The organism is Ectopseudomonas khazarica (assembly GCF_017915135.1).
GTDB classification, from domain to species: domain Bacteria; phylum Pseudomonadota; class Gammaproteobacteria; order Pseudomonadales; family Pseudomonadaceae; genus Aquipseudomonas; species Aquipseudomonas khazarica.
The window spans coordinates 332,130-357,983 of sequence record NZ_CP068551.1 but is presented as its reverse complement, the minus strand read 5'-3'; the positions used below and the strand labels follow the sequence as shown (position 1 = coordinate 357,983).

The 25,854-nt window shown below is 64.5% G+C and carries 24 protein-coding genes; 6 read left to right on the top strand and 18 right to left on the bottom strand.

All coding sequences use genetic code 11. From position 1 onward, the window contains the following. Positions 1 to 23: 23 nt before the first annotated feature. From argE to JLK41_RS01705, 3 genes are all read right to left on the bottom strand, one after another. On the bottom strand, positions 24 to 1,190 hold the full coding sequence (gene argE / locus JLK41_RS01715; protein ID WP_210390207.1) for an acetylornithine deacetylase: 1,167 nt from the start codon (positions 1,188 to 1,190) through the stop codon (positions 24 to 26). 69 nt (positions 1,191 to 1,259) lie between these two features. Then, complete coding sequence (locus JLK41_RS01710; RefSeq protein WP_037050236.1) at positions 1,260 to 2,528, bottom strand: inorganic phosphate transporter; 1,269 nt, start codon at positions 2,526 to 2,528, stop codon at positions 1,260 to 1,262. A 38-nt stretch (positions 2,529 to 2,566) separates the two neighbouring features. Then, a complete protein-coding gene (locus JLK41_RS01705; protein WP_037050237.1) occupies positions 2,567 to 3,244 on the bottom strand; it encodes a TIGR00153 family protein in 678 nt (225 codons plus the stop codon). 112 nt (positions 3,245 to 3,356) lie between these two features. On the opposite strand from JLK41_RS01705, the gene JLK41_RS01700 reads away from it, so the two are divergent. Beyond that, a complete protein-coding gene (locus JLK41_RS01700) occupies positions 3,357 to 4,721 on the top strand; it encodes a CYTH domain-containing protein (RefSeq protein ID WP_150607608.1) in 1,365 nt (454 codons plus the stop codon). A 116-nt stretch (positions 4,722 to 4,837) separates the two neighbouring features. On the opposite strand, the gene JLK41_RS01695 is transcribed toward JLK41_RS01700, so the two are convergent. From JLK41_RS01695 to JLK41_RS01660, 8 genes are all read right to left on the bottom strand, one after another. Continuing rightward, complete coding sequence (locus JLK41_RS01695; RefSeq protein WP_037050240.1) at positions 4,838 to 5,728, bottom strand: ABC transporter permease subunit; 891 nt, start codon at positions 5,726 to 5,728, stop codon at positions 4,838 to 4,840. Beyond that, on the bottom strand, positions 5,725 to 6,633 hold the full coding sequence (locus tag JLK41_RS01690) for an ABC transporter permease subunit (protein WP_037050242.1): 909 nt from the start codon (positions 6,631 to 6,633) through the stop codon (positions 5,725 to 5,727). Before JLK41_RS01690 ends, JLK41_RS01695 begins: the two co-directional genes overlap by 4 nt. Then, positions 6,630 to 7,784, bottom strand: a complete 1,155-nt coding sequence (potA, locus tag JLK41_RS01685; RefSeq protein ID WP_037050245.1) for a polyamine ABC transporter ATP-binding protein — start codon at positions 7,782 to 7,784, stop codon at positions 6,630 to 6,632. Before potA ends, JLK41_RS01690 begins: the two co-directional genes overlap by 4 nt. A 54-nt stretch (positions 7,785 to 7,838) precedes the next feature. Further along, a complete protein-coding gene (locus JLK41_RS01680) occupies positions 7,839 to 8,930 on the bottom strand; it encodes a polyamine ABC transporter substrate-binding protein (RefSeq protein WP_037050248.1) in 1,092 nt (363 codons plus the stop codon). Between the two features lie 69 nt (positions 8,931 to 8,999). Continuing rightward, entirely contained in the window at positions 9,000 to 10,094 is a 1,095-nt protein-coding gene (locus JLK41_RS01675; RefSeq protein ID WP_175253304.1) for a polyamine ABC transporter substrate-binding protein, read from the bottom strand. A gap of 59 nt (positions 10,095 to 10,153) precedes the next feature. Beyond that, the gene (locus JLK41_RS01670; RefSeq protein WP_037050251.1) at positions 10,154 to 11,251 is read right to left on the bottom strand and encodes a polyamine ABC transporter substrate-binding protein; all 1,098 of its coding nucleotides are present in this window, start codon (positions 11,249 to 11,251) and stop codon (positions 10,154 to 10,156) included. Between the two features lie 132 nt (positions 11,252 to 11,383). Further along, positions 11,384 to 12,757, bottom strand: a complete 1,374-nt coding sequence (locus JLK41_RS01665; protein ID WP_150607606.1) for an aspartate aminotransferase family protein — start codon at positions 12,755 to 12,757, stop codon at positions 11,384 to 11,386. Positions 12,758 to 12,871: 114 nt separating this feature from the next. Next, complete coding sequence (locus tag JLK41_RS01660; protein ID WP_037056753.1) at positions 12,872 to 14,230, bottom strand: glutamine synthetase family protein; 1,359 nt, start codon at positions 14,228 to 14,230, stop codon at positions 12,872 to 12,874. Positions 14,231 to 15,024: 794 nt separating this feature from the next. Between JLK41_RS01660 and JLK41_RS01655 the strand changes: the two genes are divergently transcribed. The 5 genes from JLK41_RS01655 to aguA all read left to right on the top strand — a co-directional run bounded on the left by JLK41_RS01655 (position 15,025) and on the right by aguA (position 20,632). Further along, positions 15,025 to 16,404, top strand: a complete 1,380-nt coding sequence (locus JLK41_RS01655; protein ID WP_037056751.1) for a glutamine synthetase family protein — start codon at positions 15,025 to 15,027, stop codon at positions 16,402 to 16,404. Between the two features lie 174 nt (positions 16,405 to 16,578). Next, positions 16,579 to 17,637, top strand: a complete 1,059-nt coding sequence (locus JLK41_RS01650; protein WP_037056749.1) for a polyamine ABC transporter substrate-binding protein — start codon at positions 16,579 to 16,581, stop codon at positions 17,635 to 17,637. A 63-nt stretch (positions 17,638 to 17,700) separates the two neighbouring features. Beyond that, positions 17,701 to 18,342, top strand: a complete 642-nt coding sequence (locus tag JLK41_RS01645) for a TetR/AcrR family transcriptional regulator (RefSeq protein WP_037056747.1) — start codon at positions 17,701 to 17,703, stop codon at positions 18,340 to 18,342. A gap of 221 nt (positions 18,343 to 18,563) precedes the next feature. Beyond that, positions 18,564 to 19,445: an N-carbamoylputrescine amidase gene (aguB, locus tag JLK41_RS01640; RefSeq protein WP_037056744.1), complete on the top strand. Its 882-nt coding sequence runs from the start codon at positions 18,564 to 18,566 to the stop codon at positions 19,443 to 19,445. A gap of 80 nt (positions 19,446 to 19,525) precedes the next feature. Continuing rightward, positions 19,526 to 20,632, top strand: a complete 1,107-nt coding sequence (aguA, locus tag JLK41_RS01635) for an agmatine deiminase (protein ID WP_210390206.1) — start codon at positions 19,526 to 19,528, stop codon at positions 20,630 to 20,632. A 137-nt stretch (positions 20,633 to 20,769) separates the two neighbouring features. Here the strand turns inward: aguA and JLK41_RS01630 are convergent, their stop codons facing one another. From JLK41_RS01630 to JLK41_RS01600, 7 genes are all read right to left on the bottom strand, one after another. Continuing rightward, complete coding sequence (locus JLK41_RS01630; protein ID WP_134677836.1) at positions 20,770 to 20,958, bottom strand: YgaP family membrane protein; 189 nt, start codon at positions 20,956 to 20,958, stop codon at positions 20,770 to 20,772. A gap of 15 nt (positions 20,959 to 20,973) precedes the next feature. Further along, a complete protein-coding gene (locus JLK41_RS01625; protein ID WP_150607600.1) occupies positions 20,974 to 21,393 on the bottom strand; it encodes a DUF6691 family protein in 420 nt (139 codons plus the stop codon). Positions 21,394 to 21,395: 2 nt separating this feature from the next. Continuing rightward, a complete protein-coding gene (locus JLK41_RS01620; RefSeq protein ID WP_037056734.1) occupies positions 21,396 to 21,830 on the bottom strand; it encodes a YeeE/YedE family protein in 435 nt (144 codons plus the stop codon). Then, the gene (locus tag JLK41_RS01615; protein WP_037056733.1) at positions 21,827 to 22,141 is read right to left on the bottom strand and encodes an ArsR/SmtB family transcription factor; all 315 of its coding nucleotides are present in this window, start codon (positions 22,139 to 22,141) and stop codon (positions 21,827 to 21,829) included. The genes JLK41_RS01620 and JLK41_RS01615 overlap by 4 nt, the downstream gene beginning before the upstream one ends. A gap of 140 nt (positions 22,142 to 22,281) precedes the next feature. After that, positions 22,282 to 22,671 carry a glycine cleavage system protein GcvH gene (gene gcvH / locus JLK41_RS01610; protein WP_037056732.1) on the bottom strand — a complete coding sequence of 130 codons (390 nt, stop codon included), beginning with the start codon at positions 22,669 to 22,671 and terminating at the stop codon, positions 22,282 to 22,284. Between the two features lie 94 nt (positions 22,672 to 22,765). Then, a complete protein-coding gene (gcvT, locus tag JLK41_RS01605) occupies positions 22,766 to 23,848 on the bottom strand; it encodes a glycine cleavage system aminomethyltransferase GcvT (protein WP_210390205.1) in 1,083 nt (360 codons plus the stop codon). Positions 23,849 to 24,077: 229 nt separating this feature from the next. Further along, positions 24,078 to 25,694, bottom strand: a complete 1,617-nt coding sequence (locus JLK41_RS01600) for an ABC transporter permease (protein WP_134677840.1) — start codon at positions 25,692 to 25,694, stop codon at positions 24,078 to 24,080. Positions 25,695 to 25,854 lie beyond the last annotated feature (160 nt).

Here is a 25,854-nt window from a genome sequence, read left to right as displayed (position 1 = left end):
CATGTTCGGTTCGAGAGGTCCGCTCATCGTCGCTGCACGTCTTCACTCCGAATCAGGCAATAGTGTTGGATCAGTTGGCGCAGCAGTGTCACCGTAGGTTCGATACGGGAGAGTGCCAGGTGTTCCCCGGGCTGATGCGCACAGTCGATGTTGCCCGGGCCAAGCACCAGGGTCTCGCAGCCAAGGTGTTGAAGATAAGGCGCCTCGGTGCCAAATGCCACCGCTTGCGCCGCATGTCCGGTCAATCGCTCGGCCACGCGCACCAGCTCCGCATCGGCAGCCTGCTCGAACGGCGGCACGGCGGGAAACAGGGGCCCGTAGTCGATGCGTACCTGATGCTTGAGCGCGAGCGGCTGCAGCTTGCCGCGGATCGCCTCGCGCAGCGCCTCCGGGTCCATGCCCGGCAACGGGCGCAGGTCGAACTCCAGCGCGCACTGCCCGCAGATACGGTTGGGGTTGTCGCCGCCGTGGATGCAGCCCAGGTTGAGCGTCGGTTGCGGCACGCCGAACTGCGGGTTGTTGAACTCGCGTTGCCACTGCGCACGCAGGGCGCGCAGTTCGCCCATCACGTCCTGCATGGCCTCCAGCGCACTGTGGCCAAGGCCAGGGTCGGAGGAATGGCCGCTCTGCCCGAGGATGTCGATGCGTTCCATCATCACCCCCTTGTGCAGGCGGATGGGCTTCAACCCCGTTGGCTCGCCGATCACCGCCGCCCGGCCCAGCGGCCGGCCGGCATCGGCCAGGGCACGGGCGCCGGCCATGGAGCTTTCTTCGTCACAGGTGGCGAGAATCAGCAGCGGCTGCTGGAAAGGTTGTTCGAGAAGCGGCCGAACGGCCTCGATGACCAGGGCGAAGAAACCCTTCATGTCGCAACTGCCGAGACCGACCCAGCGGTCGCCGACCTCGGTCAGCTTGAGCGGGTCGCTCTGCCACAGCGCGGCGTCGAAAGGCACGGTGTCGCTGTGCCCGGCCAGCACCAGGCCGCCAGGGCCGCTGCCATAGCTGGCCAGCAGGTTGAATTTGCCCGGCGCGACCTGCTGGGTCTCGCAGCGGAAGCCGAGATCGCTCAGCCAGGCGGCGAGCAGATCGATCACCGGTGCGTTGGTCTGGTCCCAGTTCGGCTGGGTACAGCTCACCGAGGGCGCTGCAATCAACGCGGCGAACTGCTCCTGAAAGGACGGCAAGGGCATCGGCGCTCTCCTGGGTCGGAGCTCCCATCATAGGAGCATCCAACCTCAGGGGAAACCGCCGGCGCCGAATCAGACGCCGCCGAACAGCCCGCGCAGGATGAAGAAGAAGAAGATCGACAGCGCGGCGCCGACCGGCAGGGTGATCAGCCAGGACATGAAGATCTTGCCGATCACACCCAGGTTCAGTGCGCCGATACCCCGGGCGATGCCTACGCCGAGCACGGCGCCGACCAGCGTGTGCGTGGTGGAAACCGGCAGGCCGATGGCCGAGGCGCCGACCACGGTGGTGGCGGTCGCCAGTTCGGCGGCGAAGCCACGGCTGGGGGTCAGCTCGGTGATTTCCTTGCCGATGGTGGCGATCACCTTGTAACCGTAGGTGGCCAGGCCGACGACGATGCCGATCGCACCCAGCAACAGTACCCAGGCCGGCAGGGCCGCCTTGGCGCCGACCATCTCGCCGCCGCTCTGGATCACCCCGACGATGGCTGCCAGCGGACCGACCGCATTGGCCACGTCGTTGGAACCGTGGGCGAAGGCCATGGAGCAGGCGGTGAAGATCATCAGCACCGCGAACACCTTCTCGACGCTGGCGAAGTGGAAGCTCTTGTCAGCCTCAACGTCGATCTTGATGCGGCTCAGCAGGGCGATGCCGATCAGCATGACCAGCACACCGATACCGGCCGAGAGCAGGAAGCCTTCGCCGCCGCTCAGGTGCAGGCCGACGTGCTTGAGGCCCTTGGTGACGGTCATGATCGACACCATGAAACCGGTGAGGAACATGTACACCGGCACGTAGCGCTTGGCGTTGGCGAAGGGCGTCTCGGTGTCGATGATCAGCTTCTGCACGCTCATGAACACGCCGAACGCCACCACCCCGGAGAGCACCGGCGAGATCACCCAGCTGGCCACGATCGGGCCGACGCCACCCCAGTGCACGGCATCCATCGACACGCCGACCGCGGCGAAGCCGATCACCGCACCGACGATCGAATGGGTGGTCGACACCGGCCAGCCCTTGGTCGATGCGACCAGCAGCCAGGTGCCCGCCGCCAGCAGCGCGGACATCATGCCCAGCACCATCAGGTTGGGACTGATCATCGAGGCATCGACGATGCCGCTCTTGATCGTCTCGGTCACCTGACCGCCGGCCAGGTAGGCACCGGCGAACTCGAAGACCATGGCGATGAGGATCGCCTGCTTGATGGTCAGCGCACGCGAGCCGACCGAAGTACCCATGGCATTGGCGACATCATTGGCGCCAACACCCCAGGCCATGAAAAAACCGAAAAGGCAGGCAAGAACGAGCAGAACCAGCCCGTAGTCCGCAATCAGAGACATAATGAATTATCCGTAGATCCCAGAAAGGACACTGGCGCTTAGCGCGCCAGCAGTTGTTCCAGTCGGTTGCCCACTCGTTGGGCACGGTCGGCGACATCGCCGATCCAGTCGATGATCTGATAGAGGAACATCACATCGACCGGGGGAAGGTCCTTCTCCAGCTTGAACAGGTTGCGGCGGACCTCGATCTGCAGACGATCGGTATCGTTTTCGATATTGCCGAGCTCTTCGATCAGGGTTTCCACCAGCACCGCTTCACGCCCGGCAAAACCGGTCTCGAGCAGCTCATCCAGTTCGTTCATCGCCTTCAGCGCCTGGGCGCTGGCATCGACGCTGCGTTGCACGTAGGAAGCCATCAGCGGCTGCAGTGCCTGCGGAATGCTCATCTGACGGCCAAGCATCAGGCCGGCAATGTCCTTGGCACGGTTGGCGACTTTGTCCTGTACACTGAGCAGCTCCAGCAGGTCCGAGCGCGGCACCGGCAGAAACAGGCTCTTGGGCAGATGCAGGCGCACGCTTTTCTTCAGCTTGTCCGCCTCGTGCTCCAGCCGGGACATCTCCTGTTGTACCTGTTCAACCCTGGTCCAGTCTTCGGCCATCACGGCCTCGAAGAAGGGCACCAGGTTCGCCGCGCACTCGTGGGCCTTGGCGATATGCTGCTGCATGGGGCCGATGGGTGAACGGCCGAACAGGCTGACAAAGGGATTGATAGGCATAGGGTAAGCCCCCGTTTTGAGAAGGCCGCAAGTATAGGGACCGACTTCGTCATCCGCCAGCGCGCGTCATCGGTCTGTCACATTTTCATAAAAGGCTATCTAGCTCTCCACCATGGTCAAAGAAACCGAAATCAAACTGCGTGCCAGCCGCGCCACCCTGGCCGCACTGCGCGAACACCCGCTGCTGAAGAAACGCAACAAGAGCGGCTGGCAACGCGTCGAACTGTTCAACCAGTACTACGACACGCCAGCGCGCGACCTGGCCGCCGCCAAGGTTGCGCTGCGCCTGCGGCGTGACGGCGAACAGTTCATCCAGACCCTGAAATCGCGTGGACAGAGCGTCGCCGGCCTGTCCGAACGCAACGAATGGGACTGGTACCTGAGCAAGGCCAAGCTCGACCTGAGCAAGCTCGATGACAGCTGCTGGCCCGCCAGCCTGGCCGAGCTGGACAAGAAGAGCCTGCAGCCGCTGTTCACCACCGATTTCGTGCGCGAGAAGGCGGAAATCGCCTGGGGCCGCGGCAAGGCCAAGGTCGTCATCGAAGCGGCGCTGGACCTGGGCAAGGTGCTGGCTGGCGAGGGTGAAGAGGAAATCTGCGAGCTGGAACTGGAGCTGCGCCAGGGCGAGCCGGCCGCGCTGCTGGAGCTGGCCTGCGAGCTGGCCGCCGACCTGCCGCTGATGCCCTGCGATATCAGCAAGGCCGAACGCGGCTATCGCCTGTTCGACGCCGGCAGCTACAGCCTGAGCCTGCCAGCGCCCGCGCTGGATGCCGAGATGAGCCTCGACGACACCGTCGCCGCGCTGGCCTGGCACCTGCTCGGCGCCAGCCAGCGCCTGGCCGAGCAGTACCGCTGGAACGGCCACTGGAGCCTGCTGCAGCAGTGGCTGGAGCAACTGGTCGACCTGCGCGCCCTGCTCGCCAGTCTCGGCCAGGCCGCCCCGCGCGCCAGCTCGCGGGAGCTGCGCGAAGCGCTCGACAGCCTGCTCGATGACTGGCGCCCGCGCCTGGCTGCCGGGCAGAACGACGACAGCATGCGCCGCAACGCGCCGGCCCTGTTCGCCGCCGAGCTGGACGGCTGCCGCTGGGGCCTGCTGTCGCTGAAGCTGTCGTACTGGCTGCTGCAACGCAGCTGGACGGCGGCGCGCAATGCACGGGGCGAGCGCCAGGGCAAAGCGGCCCTAGGCAGCTGGCTGCCGACCTTGCTGGCCGAGGAAGGGGCAGCCCTGCAACTGCGCCGCTACCAGCAGCAACCGGAAGACCTGGCCGAACAGATGCCACGCCTGGAGCGCCTGCTGGTCTGGCTGCGCCTGGCGCGCGGCGTGCTGGACGTCGCCGAGGTCGACCGCCTCTACGGCGAGCTGAGCAAGCTGCAGGGGCTGGCCCTGCAACCCCTGGACGACGAGCAGCGCCAGCTGCGCATGACCCAGACTCAGGTCGTACAAAGCCTCAAGGCCTGGAAAGCGCTGGTGAAATGACCGCCACACCCCTGTGGCAGGCGCGTTGCCGGCGAGCCCTTCGTCACCGTTGAAGCGCTGCCGCTCCCCACGAAAAACGGGCCCCGAAGGGCCCGTTTTTCATTTCAGTACCAGGCTCAGCTATCGCTGCGACGGCTGTCGACTACCTGCTGCCAGGACGGATTGACGCTGTTGGCGGTCTCGTCCATGGCCTGCTGCAGGGCCTTCTTGCGCTTCTCTTCGGCACGCTGGCTGAAGAACCAGGCCAGGAAGGTGGCGAAGGACACCGCCAGCAGGATCAGGCTGGCCACCGCGTTGATCTCGGGCTTCACCCCCAGGCGCACGGCGGAGAAGATCTCCATCGGCAGCGTGGTGGAACCCGGACCGGAGACGAAGCTGGCCAGCACCAGGTCATCCAGCGACAGGGCGAAGGACATCATCGCCCCCGCCGCCAGCGACGGCGCGATCATCGGCACGGTGATCAGGAAGAACACCTTCCACGGCTTGGCGCCGAGGTCCATGGCCGCTTCCTCGATGGACAGGTCCAGCTCACGCAGGCGCGACGACACCACCACCGCCACGTAGGCCGAGCAGAAGGTGGTGTGGGCGATCCAGATGGTGGTCATGCCACGCTGCATCGGCCAGCCGATCAGCTGCGCCATCAGCACGAACAGCAGCAGCAACGACAGACCGGTGATCACCTCCGGCATGACCAGCGGTGCGGTGACCAGGCCACCGAACAGCGTACGCCCCTTGAAGCGGGTGATACGGGTCAGCACGAAGGCCGCCAGCGTGCCCAGCGCCACCGCCGCGATGGCGGTGTAGCAGGCGATTTCCAGCGAGCGCATCACCGAGTTCATCAGCTGGGTATTGTCGAGCAGGCCGACGTACCACTTCACCGACCAGCCACCCCAGACGGTGACCAGACGCGAGGCGTTGAACGAGTAGATGACCAGGATGACCATCGGCAGGTAGATGAACACCAGGCCCGCCCAGAGCATCAGACTGGAGAAACTGAAACGCTTCATGGGCGGCCCTCCAGTTCTTTCGCTTGGTTACGGTTGAACAGAATGATGGGCACGATCAGAATCGCCAGCATCACCACCGCCAGGGCGGAAGCCACCGGCCAGTCGCGGTTGTTGAAGAATTCCTGCCACAGCACCTTGCCGATCATCAGGGTCTCCGGACCGCCAAGCAGTTCAGGGATGACGAACTCGCCGACCACCGGAATGAACACCAGCATGGAGCCGGCGATGATGCCGTTCTTCGACAGCGGCACGGTGATGCGCCAGAAGTTGTTGAGGTTGCTCGAGCCCAGGTCGGAAGCGGCTTCCAGCAGGCTGGGGTCATGCTTCACCAGGTTGGCGTAGAGCGGCAGGATCATGAACGGCAGATAGGAATACACCACGCCGATATAGACGGCGATGTTGGTGTTGAGGATCTGCAGCGGCGAGTCGATCAGGCCGATTCCCATCAGCAGGCTGTTGAGCAGGCCGTTGTTGCCGAGGATGCCCATCCAGGCGTAGACGCGGATCAGGATCGCGGTCCAGGTCGGCATCATGATCAGCAGCAGCAGCACGGTCTGCTGCGATTTCGGCGCACGGGCGATGGCATAGGCCATCGGGTAGCCGATCAGCAGGCACAGCAGGGTGCTGAAGAACGCGACCTTGAGCGAGCCCAGGTAGGCCGACAGATAGAGTGCGTCCTCGGTGAGGAAGATGTAGTTGCCGAAGTTCAGCAGCAACGTCAGCTTGCCGTCCGCCCATTCGTAGATTTCCGTATAGGGCGGAATCGCGACGTCGGCCTCGGCGAAACTGATCTTCAGCACGATGATGAAGGGCAGCAGGAAGAACATGAACAACCACAGGAAGGGTATGCCGATCACGGCATGCCGCCCCCTGGGCAGATAGCGCAGGAGTTTGCTCGGTTTCATGATTGCAGTACCACGCCGCTGTCGTCTTCCCAGTACACCACCACCGGGTCATCCCAGGTCGGACGCTTGCCGCGGCGCTCGGCGTTGGCGATGAAGCACTGCACGACCTGCCCGGACGTGAGCTTGACGTGGTACACCGAGTGACCGCCCAGGTAGGCGATGTCGTGGACGTGGCCATGGCTCCAGTTGTACTCGGGATGCTCGTGGTCGTCCGGCAGGGCGGTGGCCATCAGCAGCTTTTCCGGGCGCAGGGCGTAGCTGACCGACTTGTTCTCGGCACGGGTACTGACGCCGTGACCGATGTAGATCGGCTTGTCCACGTGCGGGCAGTCGATGATCGCGTGGTCGGCTTCGTCGGTGGTGATCTGCCCTTCGAACAGGTTGACGTTGCCGATGAACTCGCACACCAGGCGGCTGGTGGGCGTCTCGTAGATATCCACCGGGCTGCCGGTCTGGGCGATCCAGCCCAGGTGCATGATGGCGATGCGCTGGGCCATGGTCATGGCCTCTTCCTGGTCATGGGTCACCATCACGCAGGTCACGCCCACGCGCTCGATGATCTCCACCAGTTCCAGCTGCATCTGCGAACGCAGCTTCTTGTCCAGCGCGCCCATGGGTTCATCGAGCAGCAGCAGCTTCGGCCGCTTGGCCAGCGAGCGGGCCAGGGCCACACGCTGACGCTGGCCACCGGAGAGCTGGTGCGGCTTGCGCTTGGCGTACTGGGTCATGTGCACCAGCTTGAGCATCTCGCTGACGCGCTCGTCGATCTCCGCCTTGGGCAGCTTGTCCTGCTGCAGGCCGAAGGCGATGTTCTGCGCCACGGTCATGTGCGGGAACAGCGCGTAGGACTGGAACATCATGTTGATCGGCCGCTGGTACGGCGGCATGTCGGTGATGTCCACGCCATCGAGAATGATGCGCCCCTCGGTGGGCCGCTCGAAGCCCGCGAGCATGCGCAGCAGCGTGGACTTGCCCGAACCCGAACCGCCCAGCAGGGCGAAGATCTCGCCCTTGTTGATGGTCAGCGATACATCGTCGACTGCTACTGTCTCATCGAACTTCTTGGTCACCCGATCGATTTTGACCAACACCTCTTTCGGTGTCTGATCCCCCTCGAGGGCTTTTTTGTAGGCGCTGGAGGCAACAGCCATTTAGGAAAACTCCCGGAAGATTGTGCCCGGCCCCTGCGGCCGGGCTGGAAACGATTACTGACCCGACTTGACCTTGGTCCAGGTACGGGTCATCAGGCGCTGTACCTTCACTGGCAATTCAGCGGAGATGTACAGCTTGTCCAGTACGGCCTGCGGCGGGTACACGGACGGGTCGTTGCGAACCTCCTGATCCATGAGCTCGCCCGCCTTGACGTTGGGGTTGGCGTAACCGACGTAGTCACTGACTTCGGCGATCACTTCGGGCTCGAGGAGGAAATTGATGAACGCGTGGGCCTGCTCGACATTCGCGGAGTCGGCCGGGATGGCCATCATGTCGAACCAGAGGTTGGCGCCTTCCTTGGGAATGCTGTAGGCGATCTCGATACCCTTGCCGGCTTCTTCGGCACGGTCGGCAGCCTGCAGGATGTCACCGGAGAAACCTGCCGCCACGCAGATGTTGCCGTTGGCCAGGTCGCCGATGTACTTGGAGCTGTGGAAGTAGGTGACGTAAGGACGCACTTCGAGCAGCTTGGCTTCGGCCTTGGCGTAATCCTCGGCCTTGGTGCTGTTGGGGTCGAGGCCCAGGTAGTTGAGCATGGCCGGGATCATTTCATCGCCGGAGTCGAGGAAGGCGACGCCGCACTCGCTCAGCTTCTTGATGTTCTCCGGCTCGAACAGCACGGCCCAGGAGTCGATCTCGTCGATGCCCAGAGTGGCCTTGACCTTCTCGACGTTGTAGCCGATGCCGTTGGTGCCCCACAGATAGGGCACGGAATACTGGTTGCCCGGGTCGTTGGTTTCCAGCTGCTTGAGCAGGGCCGGATCGAGGTTGTCCCAGTTGCTCAGCTTGGCGCGATCCAGCGGCTGGAAGGCACCCGCGCGGATCTGCTTGCCGAGGAAGTGGTTGGAGGGCACCACCACGTCGTAGCCACTACGGCCAGCCAGCAGTTTGCCTTCGAGCGTTTCGTTGGAGTCGAAGACGTCATAGACCGGCTTGATCCCGGTTTTCGCCTCGAACTTGGCCAGGGTCTCTTCGCCGATGTAGTCGCTCCAGTTGTAGATGTGCACCGAAGGTTGGGCCAGGGTGACACCACAGAAGGCGGAAGCCGCCAGGGCGATCAGAGACTTGGGCAGGGTAACTCGCACAGTTTCATCCTCGTTTTTGTGTGCCGCCCGGAAAAAGGCGCGGCACTTTATAGGAAAATCTTCCGACGATCAGCGACCGCTCTTGATTCGTGTCCAGTCGCGGGTCAGCCAGCGCTGCACGTCACGCGGACGTTCCTCGGCGACGTAGAGCTTGGCCATGACCTCGGCGCTGGGATAGACGCCGGGGTTGTTACGCACGTCTTCGTCGACCAGCGCGGTGGCCTTGCTGTTGGGGTTGGCGTAGGCCACGTAATCGCTGATCTTGGCGATCACTTCGGGACGCAGCAGGTAGTTGATGAACGCGTGCGCCTCATCGACGTTCTTGGAGTCCTTCGGGATCGCCAGCAGGTCGGCCCACATGGCGGTGCCTTCCTTGGGAATGATGTAGGCGATCTCGTCGGTGCGGCCGGCCTCTTCGGCGCGATCGGCCGCCTGCAGCACATCGCCGGAATAGCCGAACGCGGCGCAGATGTTGCCGTTGGCCAGGTCGGAGATGAACTTGGAGCTGTGGAAGTAGGTGATGTAAGGACGCACCTTCATCATCTGCTCGTAGGCTTTCTCGTAGTCTTCGCGCTTCTTGGTGTGCGGCGACATGCCCAGGTAGTTGACCATCTGCGGCAGCACTTCGTCGCCCGAGTCGAGCAGGGCGATGCCACAGGAGGCGAGCTTCTCGGCGTACTTCGGATCGAACAGCAGCTCCCAGGAATCCAGCGGGGCGTCTTCGCCAAGCACGGCGCGCGCCTTGGTCACGTTCAGGCCGATGCCATTGGTACCCCAGAGATAGGGCACCGAGTATTCGTTGCCGGGGTCACCCGCGGCCAGGTTCTTCATGATGGTCGGGTCGAGATTGACCAGGTTGGGCAGCTTGGACTTGTCCAGCTTCATGTAGGTGCCGGCACGCACCTGCTTGGCCAGGAAGTGGTTGGTCGGGACCACCACGTCGTAGCCGCTCTGGCCGGTGGCCAGCTTGCCATCGAGGGTTTCGTTGGAATCGAAAACGTCATACACCACCTTGATACCGGTTTCCTTCTCGAAATCGGCGATGGTGTCTGGCGCGATGTAGTCGGACCAGTTGTAGACCTTGACCACGCGATCGGCTGCCTGAGCTACGGACATACCGAGGGCGGCGGCGATCAGGCCAGCCAGCAGGGTAGAACGACGCATAACGTTTCCTCTTCGGGCTTTTTGAGTGCCTGGCGGGCGAACCCGCCAGGCGGCGTTGCTTAGCGACCGGACTTGATCTTGGTCCAGCTGCGGGTCATGGTGCGCTGCACGGCAGGCGCCAGATCCGGGAAGGTGTAGATCTTCTTCAGCACTTCGGGGGTCGGGTAGACGCCCGGGTCGGTGCGCAGTGCCTCGTCCACCAGCGGCGTGGCCGCGGCATTGCCGTTGGGGAACTGCACGTAGTTGGTGATGCTGGCCATCACTTCCGGCTTCATCAGGTAATTGAGGAAGGTGTGCGCCTCCTCGACGTTCTTCGCATCGGCCGGTACGGCCAGCATGTCGAAGAAGGAACCTGCCCCCTCTTTCGGGATGTTGTAGCCGACTTCAACGCCGTTCTTCGCTTCTTCGGCGCGCGCCTTGCTCTGGTAGATGTCGCCCGAGTAACCGATGGCGACGCAGATGTTGCCGTTGGCCAGGTCGGAGATGTACTTGGAGCTGTGGAAGTAAGCCACCGAAGGACGGATGGAGAGGAACAGTTCCTCGGCCTTCTTCAGCTCGTCCTTGTTGCTGCTATCCGGGGCGTAACCCAGGTAGTGCAGCGCGGCCGGCAGAATCTCGGTCGGCGAGTCGAGGAAGGAAACGCCGCAGGACTTCAGCTTTTCCATGTTCTCCGGCTTGAACACCAGGTCCCAGGAGTCGACCGGAGCGTCGGCGCCGAGCACGGCCTTGACCTTCTCGACGTTGTAGCCAATGCCGATGGTGCCCCACATGTAGGGGATCGAGTACTGGTTGCCCGGGTCGCTCGGCTCCAGGGCCTTGAGCAGGTCCTTGTCCAGGTTCGACCAGTTCGGCAGCTTGGACTTGTCCAGCTTCTGGAATACGCCAGCCTTGATCTGCTTGGCCAGGAAGGGGTTGGACGGTACCACCACGTCATAACCGGAGCTGCCGGCCAGCAACTTGGCTTCCAGCACTTCGTTGCTGTCGAAGACGTCGTAGACGACCTTGATGCCGGTTTCCTTCTCGAAATTGGCCAGGGTGTCTTCGGCGATGTAATCGCTCCAGTTGTAGACATGCAGCACTTTGTCGTCAGCCTGAGCAGCGCCAGCCACGGCCGCGGTCAGGGACAACGCGAGAAGGGTCTTGCCGAATGTTTTCATGCGTACAGCTCCTGTTGTTGTGTCGGTATTCCAGACGTCGCGCAAGCCGCTCGAATCAGGCTGGCCAACGCGCTCTGGCGCAGTCTGGCAAGGTCATGGCACCGCTGACAACTTTCCGTGACTGCGGCTTTTTCAGACCGACAGGTCACGCAAAGTCAGATCCAGGCACTTGCGTGCTTTTTCCACCAGTTCGTCCACTTCCGCCTGGCTGATCACCAGCGGCGGCGCGATGATCATGGTGTCGCCCACGGCGCGCATGATCAGACCGTTATTAAAGCAGTGGCCGCGGCAGACCATGCCCACCGCCTTGTCACCCGGGTAACGGGTACGCGTCGCCTTGTCCTGCACCAGTTCGATGGCGCCGAGCATGCCGATACCGCGCACTTCGCCCACCAGCGGGTGATCCGCCAGCTCGCGCAGACGCTTCTGCAAATACGGTGCCGTTTCCGCCTTCACCCGCTCGACGATGCCCTCCTCCTTGAGGATGCGCAGGTTCTCCAGGCCCACCGCCGCCGCCACCGGATGCCCGGAATAGGTGAAGCCGTGGTTGAAATCGCCATGCGCCTCGATCACCTCGAACACCTTGTCGCTGACGATCAGGCCACCCATCGGCACGTAGCCGCTGGTCAGCCCCTTGGCGATGGTCATCAGGTCGGGCTGCAGGCCGTAGTACTGGCTGCCGAACCACTCGCCGGTGCGGCCGAAGCCGCAGATCACTTCATCGGCGACGAAGAGGATGTCGTACTTCGCCAGGATCTCCTTGATCCGCGGCCAGTAGCTGTCCGGCGGCACGATCACGCCACCGGCACCCTGGATCGGCTCGGCGATGAAGGCCGCCACGTTCTCCTCGCCCAGTTCGAGAATCTTCTTCTCCAGCTGGTCGGCGGCCCAGATGCCGAACGCTTCCGGCGACTGCTCGCCACCCTCACCGAACCAGTACGGCTGCGGGATGTGGGCGATGCCGGGAATCGGCAGGTCGCCCTGCTCGTGCATGAACTTCATGCCACCGAGGCTGGCACCGGCCACGGTGGAGCCGTGGTAGCCATTCTCGCGGCCGATGATGACCTTCTTGTTCGGCTGCCCCTTGCACGCCCAGTAGTGGCGCACCAGGCGCAGCATGGTGTCGTTGCCCTCGGAGCCGGAACCGGTGAAGAACACGTGGTTCATGCCGGCCGGCGCCAGCTGGGCGATCGCCTGGGCCAGCTCCAGCACCGGCGGGTGGGCGGTCTGGAAGAAGGTGTTGTAGAACGGCAACTGGCGCATCTGTCGGGCAGCAGCCTCGACCAGCTCCTCGCGGCCATAGCCGACGGCCACGCACCACAGGCCGGCCATGCCATCGAGGATCTTGTGCCCCTCGCTGTCCCACAGGTGCACGCCACGGGCCTCGGTGATGATGCGCGGGCCGTTCTCGGCCAGCTGCTTGTAGTCACTGAACGGCGCCAGATGGTGGGCCTGGCTCAGGGCCTGCCACTGAGCGGTCTTGGGGTTCTTGGCTTGCTGGTTCATCACAACACCTTCTTTGTGCGGGCCGCCCTGGCGGCCCGCGGAAATCCGTTGAATCGTGGCAGGCGCCGTCGCGAACGAAACGCCTGCCACCGAGCCATCAGCGGCTCTGCATCGTCACACCGACAGCAACAGGAACTCGCGCTCCCAGGAACTGATCACGCGCTTGAAGTTCTCGTGCTCGGCACGCTTGACCGCGACGTAGCCACGGATGAACTTCTCGCCGAGGAACTTCTCGGCGTCCTTGCACGATTCCATACGCTCCAGCGCGCTCTCGATGGTCACCGGCAGGCGCAGGTTGCGACGCTCGTAGCCACGGCCCTTGACCGGCGCCCCGGGCTTCACGCCGCCGACCATGCCCATGTAGCCGCACAGCAGGGTCGCCGCCAGCACCAGGTAGGGGTTGGCATCGGCGCCGGCCAGGCGGTTTTCCACGCGACGGTTCTGCGGACTGGCTTCCGGTACGCGCAGGCCCACGGTGCGGTTCTCCTCGCCCCACTCCACGTTCACCGGCGCCGAGGTATCGGGCAGGAAACGGCGGAACGAGTTGACGTTCGGCGCGAACAGCGGCAGCAGCTCCGGGATGTACTTCTGCAGGCCACCGATGTGGTGCAGGAACAGCTCGCTCATCGTCCCGTCTTCATTGGAGAAGATGTTCTTGCCGGTCTTGATGTCGACCACGCTCTGGTGGATGTGCATGGCGCTGCCCGGCTCGTCGGTGATCGGCTTGGCCATGAAGGTCGCCGCCACGTCGTGCTTGAGCGCGGCCTCGCGCATGGTGCGCTTGAACACCAGGATCTGGTCGGCCAGGTGCAGGGCGTCGCCGTGACGGAAGTTGATCTCCATCTGCGCCGGCCCTTCCTCGTGGATCAGGGTGTCCAGATCCAGGCCTTGCAGCTCGCACCAGTCGTACATGTCTTCGAACAGCGGATCGAACTCGTTCGCCGCGTCGATGGAGAAGCTCTGACGGCCGGTTTCCGGGCGGCCGGAACGGCCGACAGGGGCCTCCAGCGGGAAGTCCGGGTCACTGCTGCGCTTGGTCAGGTAGAACTCCATCTCCGGTGCGACGATGGGTTTCCAGCCTTTGCCTTCGTACATCTGCAACACCTTCTTGAGGATGTTGCGCGGCGACAGCTCGATGGGGTTGCCCTGCTTGTCGAAGGTGTCGTGGATCACCATGGCGGTGGGCTCGATGGCCCAGGGCACGACGAACACGGCGTTCGGGTCGGGACGGCAGAACATGTCGATGTCCGCCTCGTCCAGCAGGTCGTAGTAGATGTCGTCCTCGACGTAGTCGCCGGTCACGGTCTGCAGCAGCACGCTCTCGGGGAGGCGCATGCCCTTCTCGTCGAGAAACTTGTTGGTCGGCGAGATCTTGCCGCGGGCAATGCCGGTCAGGTCACTGATCAGGCATTCGACTTCGGTGATTTTGCGTTCTTTCAGCCAGCTCGTGAGCTGGTCTAGCTTGGTACTCATAGAGACCTCAGGGTTGTAGAACCAACTAGGGTTATAGTCGGTTCAGCGTTGCCCCGCCCTCCCCCTGCAAGCCTCACCAAAGGCCTGGAGGAGCGCGAGATATTCGTGTGGATGCTACTAGGGGTGCAGCACCTCCGGCACCTGACTTTTAGCTCCATCGAAAGAAAATGGCGCGCTTCTGCGTTGCTGCAGCGAGGCGTCTATCTCGCGGCAAAGCGCGGGACGCCTCGAACCCGGGACGCCCTCGTGCGTTGCAGGACGCGGGCCAAGGCGCAGGCACTGCAGCGATACGGCGCTGCGTGCGCTATCGTGCTGGGTAATGAGCGAGCGGAAAGCCTGACGAGACAGGCCGAGCGGCGCGAAAGCCGCGGAAGAGAACGTACGCTGCCGCGCTGCCGCAGCAAGTGCGCCACCCTGCGTGGGGCGAAGACGTCCCCTGGCGTGAAGGGGAGTGCTGGTAGCGTGACCGATGCTGGTCCTGACACAAGCGCTGACGCCGATAGTCGGCAGGCGAAACATGAGACACCCGTATTATTGCTGTTATGGGTTTGAACCGAGCTTAGCCTTGTTCATTTTTTTACACAATAGCTCTGTAAAAAATTGAACACACCCCACTGAGCACCTTGGTAGATCAGCGTTTGGACCACCCATAACGGCCCTGAAACGCCCCAAAAATGGCCATCACGCCCCACAAGAGGGCATGAATGGCCCTGCTTGACAGTAATGTGCGTTTCGGATTGACTCACACCCATGCAGTTGCATGATTGATATTTTTAACAAAAAGGTGTTGCATCATGTCGGTACCCCCGCGTGCCGTTCAGCTTAACGAAGCGAACGCGTTCCTTAAGGAACATCCTGAGGTCCAGTTCGTCGACCTTCTTATTGCAGATATGAACGGTGTGGTGCGTGGCAAGCGCATCGACCGTAACGCCCTTCACAAGGTGTACGAGAAAGGCATCAACCTGCCCGCCTCGCTCTTCGCGCTCGACATCAATGGTTCCACCGTCGAAAGCACCGGCCTCGGCCTGGATATCGGCGACGCCGACCGTATCTGCTTCCCCATCCCCAATACCCTGTGCAACGAACCCTGGCAGAAGCGCCCCACCGCGCAGCTGCTGATGACCATGCACGAGCTGGACGGCACGCCTTTCTTCGCCGATCCACGCGAGGTATTGCGCCAGGTGGTACAGAAGTTCGACGAACTGGGCCTGCGTATCTGCGCAGCCTTCGAACTGGAGTTCTACCTGATCGACCAGGAGAACGTGAACGGCCGCCCGCAGCCACCGCGCTCACCGATCTCCGGCAAGCGCCCGCACTCCACCCAGGTCTACCTGATCGACGACCTCGACGAATACGTCGACTGCCTGCAGGACATGCTCGAAGCCGCCAAGGAACAGGACATCCCGGCCGACGCCATCGTCAAGGAGAGCGCGCCCGCGCAGTTCGAGGTCAACCTGCATCACGTCGAAGACGCCATCAAGGCCTGCGACTACGCGCTGCTGCTCAAGCGCCTGATCAAGAACATCGCCTATGACCATGAGATGGACTCCACCTTCATGGCCAAGCCCTATCCGGGCCAGGCGGGCAACGGCCTGCATGTGCACATCTCGCTGCTGGACAAGAAGACCGGCAAGAACATCTTCGCGGCCGACGATCCCCTGCAGAACACCTCGCTGCGCCATGCCGTCGGCGGCATCCTCGACACCATGGCCGCGTCGATGGCCTTCCTCTGCCCCAACGTCAACTCCTACCGCCGCTTCGGCGCGCAGTTCTACGTGCCCAACGCACCGAGCTGGGCGCTGGACAACCGCACCGTGGCCGTACGCGTACCGACCGGCAGCGCGGACGCCGTGCGCATCGAGCACCGTGTCGCGGGCGCCGACGCCAACCCCTACCTGATGCTGGCCTCGATCCTCGCCGGTATCCACCACGGTCTGACCAACCAGATCGAGCCGGGCGAACCGATCGAGGGCAACTCTTACGAACAGCTCGACCCCAGCCTGCCGAACAACCTGCGCGATGCCTTGCGCGAGCTGGACGACAGCGAGGTACTGAACAAGTACATCGATCCCAAGTACATCGACATCTTCGTCGCGTGCAAGGAAGCCGAGCTGCAAGAGTTCGAAACCACCATTTCCGACCTCGAGTACAACTGGTATCTGCACACCGTGTAACACCCCGGAAAGCCGGCCGTAGAGCCGGCTTCTTTTTGCCTGCACACTGCCTGCTCCGGCGCGCTGCGCCGGAGCCAGCAGCGGTTCGCCGCACGGCGACTCCGCTGACATGAATCAACCTCCGACGGCCACGGCCGCCGGATACTGTTGCCTTCATCCATCAGGGAGCTTCTCATGCAACGCGCTTTTGCCGCCGTCCTGCTAGGCCTGATCTCCGGCCTGAGCCAGGCCGCCGACAGCATCCGTGTCTACAACTGGAACGATTACATCGCGCCGCAGGTGCTGGAAAACTTCACCCGCGACACCGGTATCGAGGTGGAGTACCACACCTTCGCCAGCGCCGAGGAACTGAACGCCGCGCTGGAAAGCGGCCAGGCCATCGACATCGCCGTGCCCTCGCACAACGAACTGCCGACGCTGATCGCCAACGGCCGCATTCGCCCGCTGGACTTCAACCTGCTCCCTAACCGCTCGCACCTGGACAAGCAGTTGCTCAGCAAGCTGGCCGCGGTCGACCCGCAGAACCAGCACGCCGTGCCCTACCTGTGGGGCGCCGTGGGCCTGGCGATCAACACGCCGCAGGCCGAGGCCGCCTACGGCGGGCCGCTGCCGGAGAGCTGGAGCCTGCTGTTCGACCCCGAGAAGAGCGCGCGCCTGGCCAGCTGTGGCATCAGCGTGCTGGACGCGGCGGACGAGACCCTGTCGCTGCTGCTCAACTACCAGGGCCGCAGCCTGGCCCGTAGCGCACCGAGCCGCATCGAGCGCGCCGGCGACCTGCTCCAGTCACTGCGCCCGAACCTGCGCTACGTCGACAGCGAGCGCTACATCGACGACCTCAGCAACGGCAGGCTGTGCCTGGCCGTGGCCTGGGTCGGCGATGCGCTCGCTGCGGCGCAGGCCGGCCAGCCGGTGCGCTTCCTGGTACCGCAGGAGGGCTCGGTGCTGTTCGTCGACAACCTGGTCATCCCCAGCAGCGCCAGCCGTCCGGAGCTGGCCCACCGCTTCATCGACTACCTGATGCAGCCGCAGGTCATCGCCCAGGTCACCGCCGAGACGCTCTACCCCAACGGCAACGCCGACTCGGCGCAGTTCATCGACGCCGCCCTGCTCGCCCAGCCCGGCCTCTACCCGGACCAGGACACCAAGCGGCGCCTGTATCCGCTGGAAGTCCTCTCGGACAAGCATGCCCAGGTGCGCGACCAGATCTGGCAGCGCTTCCGCGATGGTCCCTGAAGACGCTTGCCTCGCTGGCGCCGGCTGACGTCCAATAGCACCTCGCCCACCGAGGAGCCCGTCATGTCGCGCCCCGCCAGCACCCGCAAGCCACGCGCCAGCAGCCAGGCCCGCATCGCCGGCATCCTCGCCTCGGCCCGCGAGCTGCTGGCCGCACACGGCATGGCCAACCTGTCGATCTACACGGTGGCCGAGCACGCCGGGATCCCGCCGTCCTCGGTCTACCACTTCTTCGCCAGCGTGCCGGCGCTGCTCGAGGGCCTGACCGCCGACGTGCACGCCGCCTTCCGCGCCTGCCTGCAGGAGCCGGTCGAGCACGCCAGCCTGCGCAGCTGGCATGACCTGTCGCACGTCATCGAGCGACGCATGCTGGCCATCTATGCCCGCGATGCGGCGGCCCGCCAGCTGATCCTGGCCCAGCACGGCCTGGCGGAGGTGACCCAGGCGGATCACCAGCACGACATCGAGCTGGGTCGCCTCATGCAGGCCCTGTTCGAGCGCCACTTCCCCCTGCCGCAATTGCCGACGGATATCGATGTATTCGCCCTGGCCATGGAGCTTGGCGACCGTGTCTACGCCCGCTCGGTACAGCTGCACGGCGAAATCACACCGCGCCTGGCCGAGGAAGGCATGCGCGTGTTCGATGCCTACCTGGGCCTCTATCTGCCGGCCGCCCTGCCGAAACGCACGACCCCGCTCGCCTGACCCGAAGCCTTGCCGCTGCTGCCTGCCCAGGCGGCGGCTTGTTTCTGCACGCCCAATAAAAATCGATATAAATCGAAAAATATCGACCAGATGGCGCTCACCTCTCTTCTAATACCGATATTTATCGGATATAAATCGACCATCACGCCGTGGTCGATCTCCTCCAGCCATGGCACTCCGCAGAAGACTGACCGGCCGCGCCGGCTCACAAGAGGTGCTTCATGTCCCGTATCGTCACCGTCGCCGCGACCCAGATGGCCTGCTCCTGGGATACCCGCGCGAACATCGCCAACGCCGAGAAGCTGGTGCGCCAGGCAGCGGCCCAGGGTGCGCAGATCATCCTGATCCAGGAGCTTTTCGAGACCCCCTACTTCTGCCAGAAGCCCAACGCCGACTACACCCAGCTGGCCACCACGGTCGAGGAGAACCCGGCCATCGCACACTTTCGCAAGGTCGCCGCCGAGCTGAAGGTGGTCCTGCCGATCAGCTTCTTCGAGCGCGCCGGGCGGGCCCGCTTCAACAGCATCGCGATCATCGATGCCGATGGCAGCAACCTCGGGATTTATCGGAAAAGCCATATCCCGGACGGCCCCGGCTATCACGAGAAGTACTATTTCAACCCAGGCGACAGCGGCTTCAAGGTCTGGGACACCGCCTACGCCCGGATCGGGGTCGGCATCTGCTGGGACCAGTGGTTCCCCGAATGCGCACGCAGCATGGCGCTGATGGGCGCGGAGATTCTCTTCTACCCCACCGCCATCGGCAGCGAGCCGCATGACCCGAACATCAGCTCGCGCGACCACTGGCAGCGCGTTCAGCAGGGCCATGCCGGCGCCAACCTGATGCCGCTGGTCGCCAGCAACCGCATCGGCCGCGAGGAGCAGGACGGTTACGACATCACCTTCTACGGCAGCTCGTTCATCGCCAACCCGTACGGCGAGAAGGTCGAGGAACTGGACCGCAGCGAAGAAGGCGTCCTGGTGCACAGCTTCGATCTGGACGAACTGGAGAAGATACGCACGGCCTGGGGTGTGTTCCGCGACCGCCGGCCGAACCTATACTGGCCACTTTCCACGCTCGACGGCGCAAGCCTCTGCGAATAAGCCCAACGATGTCGCGCCCCGTTCGCAACCCGGGGCGCGACGACAGACACCCCGGATCGCCTCCGGGCTACAGGTGAAATATGACGACCCTGAGCAGCACTCCTCGCGCCGATGGCTTCCGCATGCCGGCGGAATGGGAACCCCACAGCCAGACCTGGATGGTCTGGCCCGAGCGCCCGGACAACTGGCGCAACGGCGGCAAGCCGGCGCAGGCCGCCTTCAGCGCCGTAGCCAAGGCCATCGCTCAGTTCGAGCCGGTGACCGTCTGCGTCAGCGCGGCGCAGTACGAGAATGCCCGTGCGCGCCTGGACGACGAGCGTATCCGCCTGGTGGAGATCACCACTGACGACGCCTGGGTGCGCGACACCGGGCCGACTTTCGTGACCAACGCCAGCGGCGAAGTACGCGGCGTGGACTGGACCTTCAACGCCTGGGGTGGCTTCGATGGCGGCCTGTACTGGCCATGGCAGCGTGACGACCAGGTGGCGCGCAAGATCCTCGAGATCGAGGGCAGCAAGCGCTACCGCACCGAGGGCTTCGTGCTGGAAGGCGGCTCCATCCATGTCGATGGCGAAGGCACCCTGATCACCACCGAAGAATGCCTGCTGAACAGGAATCGCAACCCTCACCTGTCACGCGAGGAGATCGAGCGCGTGCTCCACGAGCACCTGGCCATCGATACGGTGATCTGGTTGCCGGACGGGCTGTACAACGACGAGACCGATGGCCACGTCGACAACTTCTGCTGCTACGTGCGCCCGGGCGAGGTGCTGCTGGCCTGGACCGACGACGCCAACGACCCCAACTACCCGCGCTGCCAGGCTGCCATGCGCGTGCTGGAAAGCGCCCGCGACGCCAAGGGCCGCCAGCTGACCGTGCACAAGATGCCCATTCCCGGCCCGATCCACGCCACTGCCGAAGAGTGCGCAGGCGTCGACATGGCCGACGGCAGCCAGGAGCGCGATCCGTCGATCCGCCTGGCCGGCTCCTACGTCAACTTCCTCATCGTCAACGGCGGCATCGTCGCGCCGAGCTTCGCTGACGCCAAGGACGAGGAAGCCCGCGCCATCCTCCAGCGTGTATTCCCCGAGCATCGCGTGATCATGGTGCCAGGCCGCGAAATCCTGCTCGGTGGCGGCAACATTCACTGCATCACGCAGCAGCAGCCGGCGCCGCAAGGGCGCTGAGTCGTGCGGGGTGGGTGCAACCCGCCCCTGTGCCGACCGCTTTCTCTCGTGCCCTACCTGTCAACGCCCGACACATGTCGGGCGTTTTCGCGTTCCCGCACGCGCAAGGAAGCGTGGCTGCGCCCGTGCCATGCACTTCATTCGATCTTGCGGGTGTTGATACCCAGCAGCGGATAGACCGGGCAGAACCGCAGGACGCCGGTCGCCAGCGGCACCACGCCGATCCAGCCCCACAGGCCGACGATGCCGGTCAGGCTGAGTGCGATGAGCATCAGGCCCACGGCGATGCGCAGGCTACGGTCGAGCGTTCCAACATTGGCTTTCATCGGAGGTTCTCCAGGTCAGCGCCCGCGCCGGCCCTCCAGCGCGGAAAAGATCAGCATGCCGGCGAGCATCGCGACGACGAACAACGGCGCCTGCCAGTGCCCGCTCAGCAGGATGGCCAGAGCCGGCCCCGGGCAGATGCCGGCGATGCCCCAGCCGATACCGAACAGCAGGCTGCCGCCGATCAGGCGGGCGTCCAGATCGCGCCGGGTCGGCAGTTGCATCGCGCCGCCGAGCAACGCCCGCGTGCGCCGTCGCGCCAGGTTCAGCGGCAGCGCGGCGACGCCGATGGCGCCCGCCATCACCAGCGCCAGCGAGGGGTCCCAGTGACCGCCAAGATCGAGAAAGGCCAGCACCTTGGCCGGATCGGCCATGCCAGCCAGCAGCAGCCCGATGCCGAACAGCAGACCACAGACGAACGCAATGACACGACGCATGCTCAGCCCCCCAGCAGATGACGCAGAACGAACACGGTGGCGAACCCGCTGGCCATGAAGCACAGCGTCGCCACCAGCGAACGTGGTGACAGCCGGGATAGGCCGCAGACGCCATGGCCGCTGGTGCAGCCCGAGCCATAGCGCGTGCCGATGCCGACCAGCAGCCCGGCAACGATCAGGCCCAGGCTGCCCACCTCGAAGTGGACCGCCGGCAGCGCGCGGAACAGCCCCCAGAGCAAGGGCGCCAGCAGCAGGCCGACGACAAAGGCGGCCTTCTCGCCACGGCCTTCCGCATTGCGCTGCAGCAGGCTGCCGAGCAGACCGCTGATGCCGGCGACGCGACCGTTGGCCAGGGCGAAGATCGCCGCCGCCAGGCCGATCAACGCGCCACCGGCCAGGGCGCTCCATGGCGTGAAACTGACCCAGTCGATGCTCATGACGGCCCCTCGCAGAACAGGCGGTACAGTGTTTCGATCACCGCCAGCGCCGCCGGGCTGCTGATGCGGTAGAAGATCTGCTTGCCGTCGCGCCGGGTCTCCACCAGCCCCTCGCGACGCAGCACGGCGAGCTGCTGCGACAGGGTCGGCTGCTGGATGCCGAGCAGCGCCTCCAGCTCGCTGACATGGCGCTCGCCCTGCGACAGCTGGCACAGCAGCAGCAGGCGGTCGGGGTTGGCCAGCGCCTTGAGCAGCTGCCCGGCGGCATCGGCATTGGCCCGCAGCTGCTGGATATCGATGGGTTCGTTCACGGCCTATACTCAAGCAAAATACAATATGTATTTTTATATATTGTATTTTGCAAAAGTGTAAGCCCGGACGACCAACGGTCAGCGCTTGCTGCAGGCAACAAAAAACCCGCCGAAGCGGGTTTTCTGTCTAGGAACGCGAATCAGGCGTCGGCGTCGGCGGCAGCCTGATAGGCCGACGCATCGAGCAGCTTGTCCAGTTCGCTGACATCGCTCGGCTTGAGCTTGAAGAACCAGCTGCCGTACGGGTCGCTGTTGACGCTTTCCGGGCTGTCGGCCAGGGCATCGTTGATGGCGATCACTTCGCCGCCAACCGGGGCGTAGATGTCGGAGGCGGCCTTGACCGACTCCACCACACCCGCTTCCTGGCCGGCGTTCAGTTGCTTGCCCACTTCCGGCAGCTCGATGAACACCACGTCGCCGAGGGCTTCCTGGGCGTGGTCGGAAATGCCCACGGTCACGCTGCCGTCAGCCTCCAGGCGCGCCCACTCGTGGCTGGCGGCATAACGCAGATCGGCGGGGATATTGCTCATGTTCGATTCCTCGTAGACGGTGACGGCAAGTGGGCCGTCAGGACAATTTAGCAGGCCGTGGCGAGAGGGACAGCCAACGCCGCGACCTGATGATTCAGATAAGGGTTTTGCCGTTGCGCACGAAGCCGGGGCGGACCACTCGCACCGGGTACCACTTGCCACGGATTTCCACCTCGGCACGATCCCCCGTGGCCGCCGGCACCCGCGCCAGGGCGATGGACTTGTTCAGCGTAGGCGAGAAGCTGCCGCTGGTGATCTCGCCCTCGCCCAGCCCTTCGACGCGTACCACCTGGTGGGCACGCAGCACGCCACGCTCTTCCAGCACCAGGCCGACCAGCTTGCTCTGGCAACCGGCAGCACACTCCGCTTCGAGTGCCGCGCGACCAATGAAGTCACGCTCGGCAGGCTCCCAGGCAACGCTCCAGGCCATGTTTGCGGCACGCGGTGAGACGTCTTCGTCCATGTCCTGGCCGTAGAGGTTCATGCCCGCCTCGAGACGCAGGGTGTCGCGGGCACCGAGGCCGATGGGCGAGATACCGGCACCGACCAGCTCGTTGAGGAAGGACACCACCTCGGTCACCGGCAGGACGATCTCCAGCCCATCCTCGCCGGTATAACCGGTGCGGGCGATGAACCAGTCGCCCTCAGGAAGGCCCTGGAAGGGCTTGAGCTCATGGATCAGTGCGGCCCGCGCCTGGGTCACCAGCTCGGCAACGCGCGCACGCGCCTTGGGGCCCTGGATCGCGAGCATGGCCAGGTCGCGTCGCTCGCGCAGCTCGACGGCGAAATCAGCTGCCTGGGCCTGCATCCAGGCCAGATCCTTGTCGCGGGTTCCGGCGTTGACCACCAGCCGGTAGCCGTCAACGGTGAGGTAGACGATCAGGTCGTCGATCACCCCGCCGCGCTCGTTGAGCATGGCGCTGTACAGCGCCTTGCCGGTGCTCTGCAGGCGGGCGACATCGTTGGCCAGCAGGCGCTGCAGATAGGCCAGGGACTGAGCACCGGAGACATCCACGACACACATGTGCGAGACGTCGAACACGCCGCAGTCGCGACGCACCTGATGATGTTCCTCCACCTGCGACCCGTAGTGCAGCGGCATGTCCCAGCCGCCGAAATCCACCATCTTGGCACCCAGTGCCAGGTGCAGGTCATAGAGAGGGGTACGCTGTCCCATGGGTGTCTCCTTCCGGGCTTGGCGAAGCGATCCAGACGCCGAGACGCTGCTGGCGTTGCCAGTGCTGCATTGCACCGGCCGCCGCGCGTGCGCTTTTCGACACGTCTGCCGGGTTACCCGGTTCGCGAATGGCGCGCATTGTAGCCGCAAGGTGCGCGGGGGTCATCTGACCAAAGGTCGCGCAGGCGAGCCGCCGCCGTACAACGCCCCGCCAGAGCCCTCGGCAGGCTCAGCCGAAGCTGCGCGCCGAGCGGCGAATCAGCAGGATGACCGGCAACAGGCCGACCAGCACCAGGGTCAGCGCCGGCAACGCGGCACGCGCCCACTCCCCTTCGCTGGTCATCTCGAACACCCGCACGGCGAGCGTGTCCCAGCCGAAGGGACGCATCAGCAGGGTCGCCGGCATCTCCTTGAGCACATCGACGAACACCAGCAGCGCGGCGGACAGGGTGCCCGGCAGCAACAGCGGCAGATAGACCTTGAAGAACAGGCCCAGGCCGCCGACGCCGAGGCTGCGCGACGCCTCCGGCAACGACGGGCGGATACGCGCCAGGCTGGTCTCCAGCGGGCCGAACGCCACCGCCAGGAAGCGGATCAGGTAGGCCACCAGCAGGGCCGCCAGACTGCCCAGCAGCAGGGGCTTGCCGGCACCACCCAGGGCCGTCGACAAGGGGATCACCATCTCGCGGTCGAGGAAGCTGAACGCCAGCATGATCGCCACCGCCAGCACCGAGCCCGGCAGGGCATAACCCAGGTTGCCCAGGGCGACGCCGACGCGCACCGCGCGGTTGGGTGCCTGGCGCCGGGCGAAGGCCAGCAGCATGGCCACGCTGACCGTGATCAGCGCCGCCAGGCCACCCAGGTAGAGGGTGTGCAGGATCAGGCCTGCATAGCGCTCGTCCAGGTCGAAACGCCCGCGCTGCCAGAACCAGGCCAGCAGCTGCAGCAGCGGAATGACGAAGGCACAGGCGAACACCAGGCCGCACCAGGCGCTGGCTGCGAAGGCCTTCCAGCCGTGCAGCTGGTACAGGGCCTTGCCCCTTGGCCGCTCGTTGGCCGGGCGCGCCGCACCGCGCGCACGACGCTCGCCATAGAGCACCAGGGCGACCGCGAGCAGCAGCAGGCTGGCCAACTGGGTCGCGCTGGTCAGGCTGTAGAAGCTGTACCAGGTCTTGTAGATCGCCGTGGTGAAGGTGTCGAAGTTGAACACCGACACGGCGCCGAAGTCGGCCAGGGTCTCCATGATCGCCAGGGCCAGGCCGGCCCCGATGGCCGGTCGCGCCATGGGCAGGGCCACGCGCCAGAAGGCCTGCCAGGGGCTCTGCCCGAGCACGCGCGCCGCTTCCATCAGGCCCTTGCCCTGGGCCAGGAAGGCCCCGCGGGCGAGCAGGTAGACGTAGGGATAGAACACCAGCACCAGGACGATGATCACGCCACCGGTGGAGCGCACGCGCGGCAGACGCAAACCGCTGCCGAACCACTCGCGCAACAGCGTCTGCACCGGGCCGGCGAAGTCCAGCAGGCCGACGAAGACGAACGCCAGGACATAGGCAGGGATGGCGAAGGGCAGCATCAGCGCCCAGTCCAGCCAGCGCCGCCCGGGGAACTCGCAGAGGCTGGTGAGCCAGGCAAGGCTGACCCCCAGCAGCGTCACGCCCACAGCCACGCCGATCACCAGGGTCAGCGTGTTGCCGATCAGCCGCGCCATCTGCGTCTGCCACAGGTGTGCCCAGATCTGCGGGTCCACCTCGTGCCAGCTCAACAGCAGCACCGACAAGGGCATCAGCACCAGAGCGGCTACGGCAAGGACGATGGGGTACCAGCGACGCTGGACAGGATGCGGCACGCGGATTCCTCGGCGACGGAAAGGACGACGCCCCGGCAAGGCGGGGCGTCGCAGTATAACGGCAGCGGTCAGATCGTCGAACGTCTGCCTCGACGATCAAGGCGCAGGGGGCTCAGGTTCTGGCGCTCCACCATGGTGGATGAAGAGGCGTCATCCACCT